This is a genomic window from Paenibacillus validus NBRC 15382 (assembly GCF_004000985.1).
Lineage (GTDB): Bacteria > Bacillota > Bacilli > Paenibacillales > NBRC-103111 > Paenibacillus_G > Paenibacillus_G validus.
Map to the genome: position 1 here is coordinate 1 of NZ_BIMH01000097.1, position 5,820 is coordinate 5,820.

The window sequence follows — 5,820 nt, forward strand, 5'->3', positions numbered from 1 at the left end:
AATTTTTTTATTGCTTTACTCGGCTTTCATGGCCGGAGTTGTAATATAGCATATTCAAATCTATTATGCAACTGTGTTGTTTTTCCATTCTTAGGTGCGTAACCACAAGCTCAGATCCATCAACTTCATTGCTTTTGGTGTTCTTTCGAACAACCAGAGTTGTAATATATCATATTCAACTCACTCTATGCAACTGTGTTGTTTTTCCATTCTTAGGTGCGTAACCACAAGCTCAGATCCACCAACTTCATTGCTTTTAGTGTTCTCTCGAACAACCAGAGTTGTAATATATCATATTCAGCACTCTTCATGCAACTGTGTTGTTTTTCCATTCTTAGGTACGCAACCACAAGCTCAGATCCACCAACTTCATTGCTTTTGGTGTTCTCTCGAACAACCGGATTTGTAATATATCACGATCTCCTTACTATTGCAAGCAGAAATCATATAAAAACATTTTCGTTCAACAATTTACAATGAGCCATGAAAGAAAACCGTTGGAGGAATCATTTCATGAGGAAGCAGCTCAATTGACACCTGCTGCATGCAACAAAAAGAAATAAGCTTAGTCCGAGTCTACTCAGATCAAGCTTATTCCTCACGAACGTTTCCCGCATGACCAATAATGTAACAAGGGCTGCTATCAGCCCCCATATCTTATACGCCTAAATATTGATGTTGAATTTCCTCATTGATCAGGAGTTCTTCAGGTGTACCTTGCCATACAATTTGACCCTTGCTCATCACAAGCACGGTATCAGCTACGCCGCACGCCAAATAAAAATTTTGTTCAACTAAAAGAATCGATAACCCGGTCTGCTTTAATTTCCTTATAATATCTCCCACTTGCTCGATAATGACTGGAGCTAACCCTTCCGAAGGCTCATCCATGAGTATGAATTGAGGATTGGTCATTAATGCTCTTCCGATCGCCAGCATTTGCTGCTGCCCTCCGGACAATTGGGTCCCCATGTTGTTTTCCCTTTCCTTAAGAATAGGGAATAAATCATAGATGTCTTCCAGCCTCCAGCTTTTATCGCCCGTTCCCGTTTGCTTTCTATCTCTTGCGGGAACAATAAGGTTCTCGCGAATCGTAAGGGAAGGAAAGATGCGCCTTCCTTGGGGGACTAATCCGATACCGGCACGAGCGATTTTATTAGGCGCAAGCCCGGAGATCAATTTGCCCATATACGTAATGTTTCCTCGGCGCGGAGGAGTTAACCCGGCAATGGAATGAATCGTTGTCGTTTTTCCCGCACCATTACGCCCGAGAAGTGCAACGCACTTCCCTGTAGGTACTTCAAAAGAAAGCCCCTGCAAAATATGGCTGTTTCCGTAATACGTATGAACCTGATCAACCTTGAGCATGCTGCAGCGTCCCTCCTCCGAAGTAGATGGCTTTCACGTTCTCGTCGCCTTTGATCTGTTCCGGAGCTCCGCTTAAGAACACTTCGCCATGATGCAATACCGTAATGCGGTCAGCGATAGAGAAGACCACCTCCATATCATGCTCGATGACCAATAGCGTAATAGAACGAGGCATGCGTTGGATAAGCTTCGTCGTTTGGATGGTTTCAGCAGGTGACATACCTGACGTCGGCTCGTCCAAAAGCAGCACTTTCGGTTTGGAAGCTAGGGCGAGAAGCACTTCCAGCAACCTTTGTTCGCCGTAAGAAAGCTCATTAACAATACGGGTACGCCGCTCCCAAAGCTCCCATTCCTTAAGCAGCTCCTCCGTTTCTTCCAGCAATTGTGTGTTTTTATAAAATGGCTTATAAAAGTTGAACCGATATGGTTGACATGCTGTGATGGCTAGATGCACGTTCTCTTCCACGGTCAGAGCACCAAACAAATTGTTTTTTTGAAACGTTCTCGACATCCCGACACGTACAGCCGTGTATCCGGGAAGGCCGTTGATTTGTTTGCCATTCACCGTAACGGTGCCCTGGTTAATCGGCAATGTTCCTGTAATACAATTGAATAAGGTTGTTTTGCCGGCTCCGTTAGGTCCGATGATGACATGACGCTCCCCTTGCTTCACTTCTAGAGAAACGTCCTTCAAAACTTGTAAGCCTTTAAAAGACTTATGCAAATGCTCAACCTTCAGCAGACTCATGACCGTTCGCCTCCTTATGAAGTTTTGTAGGGTGCCGGTCTTTTCGCCGTTTTAGGTTTATCTTGTTCCATAACAGCAAAGCAATATGAATGACCCCGCCGCGTCTATAAAGCACAATGGCAACAAAAATCAATCCCATAACGATCGGCCAACGGTCCGTGTAGGAGCTGATATAATTTTGCAAAATTACGAAGAAGCCCGCACCTATAGCCGGTCCTATTAATGTTCCGACTCCACCGACAATAACCATGATCAGCGCTTGCCCAGAGAACATCCAATTGAGCAGATCAGGAGACACGTATTCATTGAAATAAGCATAAAGTCCGCCTGCAAATCCGGCCATCATCCCGGACAGTGAATACACGATCAGCTTATAGTAACGTGTATTATAACCAAGCGCCGTCATCCGGGCTTCGTTCTCTTTTATTCCTCTTATGCCTTTGCCAAGAGGAGAGACAATAAAAATACGAAGCAAAAAATAACAAAGTAAAAAGCAAACTGCCGTTACATAATAAAACCCTAACCTGCTTTCGATGGGGCCAAAGCCCAAACTGAAGGCCGCGCTAACCGATTTTCCGTCTGCACCGCCGGTGACGCTTTGCGCTTTATAAAAGATCGCGTATATCATTTGCCCGAACGCCAAAGTAATCATGAGGAAGTAAGGGCCTGATGAACGGATAAACAGCAAACCGGATACAAAAGCGGCGATTCCCGCTATAAGGGCAGCTGCAAGGAGCAGCACATAACTATTTTCTACATGCTCCCCAATCAAGGTGACCGCATAAGCGCCCAATCCGAAAAATGCGGCGTGTCCCAGCGATACAAGGCCAGCATAACCGATGATTAGTCCTAGGCTCATAACAAATATTGCCATAATCAATACTTCACTCGTCAGTTTGATACCATACGTGGTTAAGATGAGAGGTAACAGCAGCATAAAGGCGACAAAAGCGATACTTACGAACGCAGGTTTCTTCACGCGTGCGCCCCCTTACCGAACAGACCGTTTGGTTTCATTAACAAGACGACAATCATAATGGCAAACACCATGGCCATCGTTAATGACGGCAAATAAACGCGTCCAAGCGTATCAACGACTCCGACTAATATGGCCCCGACAAAAGCACCTTTCCAGGTTCCGAGACCGCCCACCACAACAATAACAAGCGATGAAATCAAAATTTCCGAATCGATGCCGACGTACATACCCATAATCGGTCCGCCCAAAACTCCGCTTAATCCGGCCAAACCGGCGCCCACGGCAAATATGCAAGTGAATACGCCCTTAATATTAATACCAAGAGCCGAAAGCATCTCCCGATCGTCGACTCCCGCTCTGATCACGGCGCCAATTCGCGTTTTATTTTCCATATACCAAAGAAATACCGCAAGTAAACAACCGATCAAAATGACAAAAATACGATACGCAGGAAACATCATGACCCCAAGATTCATGGAAACATCCAAGTTCATCGGAATAGGAAGCGTTAAAGGGCTGGAACCCCATATCCACTTTACGATATCGGCAAATATAAATGAAAGCCCGAACGTCAGTAGAACCTGCTCCAGTTCCATTCCATAAACACGTTCAAGCAGTAATTTCTCCATTAGGATGCCAAGTATGCTTACTATAACAATGGCAACTAGCAAGGATGGCCAGAATCCCATTCCTTGTTTCACGAATGAATACGCTACATATACGCCCACCAAGTAAAAAGTGCCGTGCGCCAAGTTGACGACATGCATTAATCCGAAAATAATTGATAGCCCGGCTGCAATCATAAACAAAAGCATCCCGTAGGCTAGACCGTTTAAAATATGCATGAGCAATGTTGTTCCAGCCATTGTATCCTCCTCTTTCTTAAGCGAAACATGGGTGGAACGGGAGGACAAGCCTCCCGTTTCCTTATCATCTCTTATTTATTTTTTCTCAGGTGGAGCATCAGGTATTTTCAGTCCCTTGACTGCGGTTCCTATAATTTCCTGTACGATCTTTCCGTCTTTCCATACATTTTTGGCCAAATACATATCTAATGCCAGGTTGTGCGTTTTTGGATCCATGGCAAGCTCGCCGCGCGGGCTGCTGAAGCTAATGTCTTTCAACACCTTGATCAAATCCTCAGATTTCGTGCTTCCTGTTTTTTCTATCGCTTTACTGATGACTTGCGCGGAATCATAACCTTGTACGTTAAAATAGTTAGGTACCTTGTTGTATTTCTTTTTAAAATCCTCAACAAACTTCTTGTTAACCGGATTGTCGAGTGAATAGTTGTACATCGTTGCCCCAATGATGCCTTCAGCGGCTTTGCCCGCCGGATCCGTTACGAGCGGATCCAAAAATTCCTGGGTGCCGGTTAGCGGAATTTTACCCTTTACACCGAATTGTTCGTACTGCTGAACAAATCGAATGGCATCTGTACCGGCCAAAAATGGAAAGACAAGATCCGGTTTCGTATTCAATATTTCTGTCAAGTAAGTTGCGTAATCGTTAGTCCCGAGCTTAGGGTATGCTTCCTTCACAATTTGGCCGCCTGCTTTAGTAAAGGCCTCTTTGAAAGCGTCAATCGTCTCGTGGCCCGCCGGATAATCAGGTGCGATAACATATGCCGTTTTTCCAACGTTCTTGAAAATATATTCGGCTCCCGGAACGCCGTCCTGCCAGTTCGAGATCGAAACCCGATAAATGTAATCGCTTTTCTTATCCCAAGAAATATCGTTAGCAGCCGCATTGGCATCGATCAATACGATTTTATCCTTCTCGATGACGTCACGCAGCGCATAAACGACCGCTGAGGAAATTGGGCCGACCAACAAATCAACCTTTTCGCTTTCAACCAGTTGACGGTATTTGCGAAGAGCGACTTGCGGGTTTGCCTCGTCGTCCTCGTACTTGATGGTTACTGGGTGATTGCCGATTTTGTTTCCGTTCAGTTCGAAATACAGTTCCATTCCTTCCTTAATACTTTCGGATAATGGAGCAAAGTTACCGGAAAATGATAAAATCGCGCCGATTTTCACCGGCTTATCTCCTCCACCCCCGGATGCACCACCCCCGGATGCAGGTTGGCTGCTATTACAAGCAGTAAGAACTAACAGCATGAATACCAGCATGACCGAGACTGTAATACTTGTTTTCCTGACTTTGCCCTTAGCGACCATCCAAAAACGCCCCCCACTTAGAGTTAAGAATGATACAAAATGTATGTAATCGCTTTACAAAAAGTTGTTATTAGCGTGCTTAACAACAACTTCCGACATATACAAAACAGCGTTCAAATCATGACTTAAAAACACTGATTTTGTAAGCGTGTTCAGGATGATGTCGGGCAAGCTGTTAATATAATACAATACGACCAGACGATTAGACAATAGCCATATTCTTCTATATTAAACGGATGATAAAAAATCCATTGGGCTTAGCGTGCCCCCATAGAATAGACATTGGCCCCCCTTGGTTAATCAGATGAATTTTAAGGGGGGCATTTGTTATGGCGATCAAAGGTCAAAAGCTTAGGCATTATTCTGAAGAGATAAAGAAAGAGATTATTCGGTTACAAATTGAGGGAGACTGGACGTATCGCAAAATCACAGGGCTCAATGGGGACGATGTGAGGAATATGATGAGATTCACCAAATAAAAAAAAATGTGGAGAAAGTCAAAAGACTTTCTCCACACTTTGAGACCACCGTAGTGGACTATTCTT

Annotated in this window: 6 protein-coding genes; 1 reads left to right on the plus strand and 5 read right to left on the minus strand. The window is 44.5% G+C overall.

Translation table 11 applies throughout. The features are described from left to right. Window positions 1–657 precede the first annotated feature (657 nt). From PVA01S_RS26015 to PVA01S_RS26035, 5 genes are all read right to left on the minus strand, one after another. Window positions 658–1,368, minus strand: a complete 711-nt coding sequence (locus PVA01S_RS26015) for an ABC transporter ATP-binding protein (RefSeq protein WP_127610785.1) — start codon at window positions 1,366–1,368, stop codon at window positions 658–660. Beyond that, a complete protein-coding gene (locus tag PVA01S_RS26020; protein WP_127610786.1) occupies window positions 1,355–2,116 on the minus strand; it encodes an ABC transporter ATP-binding protein in 762 nt (253 codons plus the stop codon). Before PVA01S_RS26020 ends, PVA01S_RS26015 begins: the two co-directional genes overlap by 14 nt. Continuing rightward, complete coding sequence (locus PVA01S_RS26025) at window positions 2,097–3,095, minus strand: branched-chain amino acid ABC transporter permease (protein WP_196427012.1); 999 nt, start codon at window positions 3,093–3,095, stop codon at window positions 2,097–2,099. The genes PVA01S_RS26020 and PVA01S_RS26025 overlap by 20 nt, the downstream gene beginning before the upstream one ends. Further along, the gene (locus PVA01S_RS26030; protein WP_054800504.1) at window positions 3,092–3,961 is read right to left on the minus strand and encodes a branched-chain amino acid ABC transporter permease; all 870 of its coding nucleotides are present in this window, start codon (window positions 3,959–3,961) and stop codon (window positions 3,092–3,094) included. Before PVA01S_RS26030 ends, PVA01S_RS26025 begins: the two co-directional genes overlap by 4 nt. 75 nt (window positions 3,962–4,036) lie before the next feature. Next, window positions 4,037–5,134: an ABC transporter substrate-binding protein gene (locus tag PVA01S_RS26035; RefSeq protein ID WP_236595698.1), complete on the minus strand. Its 1,098-nt coding sequence runs from the start codon at window positions 5,132–5,134 to the stop codon at window positions 4,037–4,039. A gap of 470 nt (window positions 5,135–5,604) precedes the next feature. Between PVA01S_RS26035 and PVA01S_RS26930 the strand changes: the two genes are divergently transcribed. Continuing rightward, complete coding sequence (locus PVA01S_RS26930) at window positions 5,605–5,754, plus strand: hypothetical protein (protein ID WP_155615861.1); 150 nt, start codon at window positions 5,605–5,607, stop codon at window positions 5,752–5,754. Window positions 5,755–5,820 lie beyond the last annotated feature (66 nt).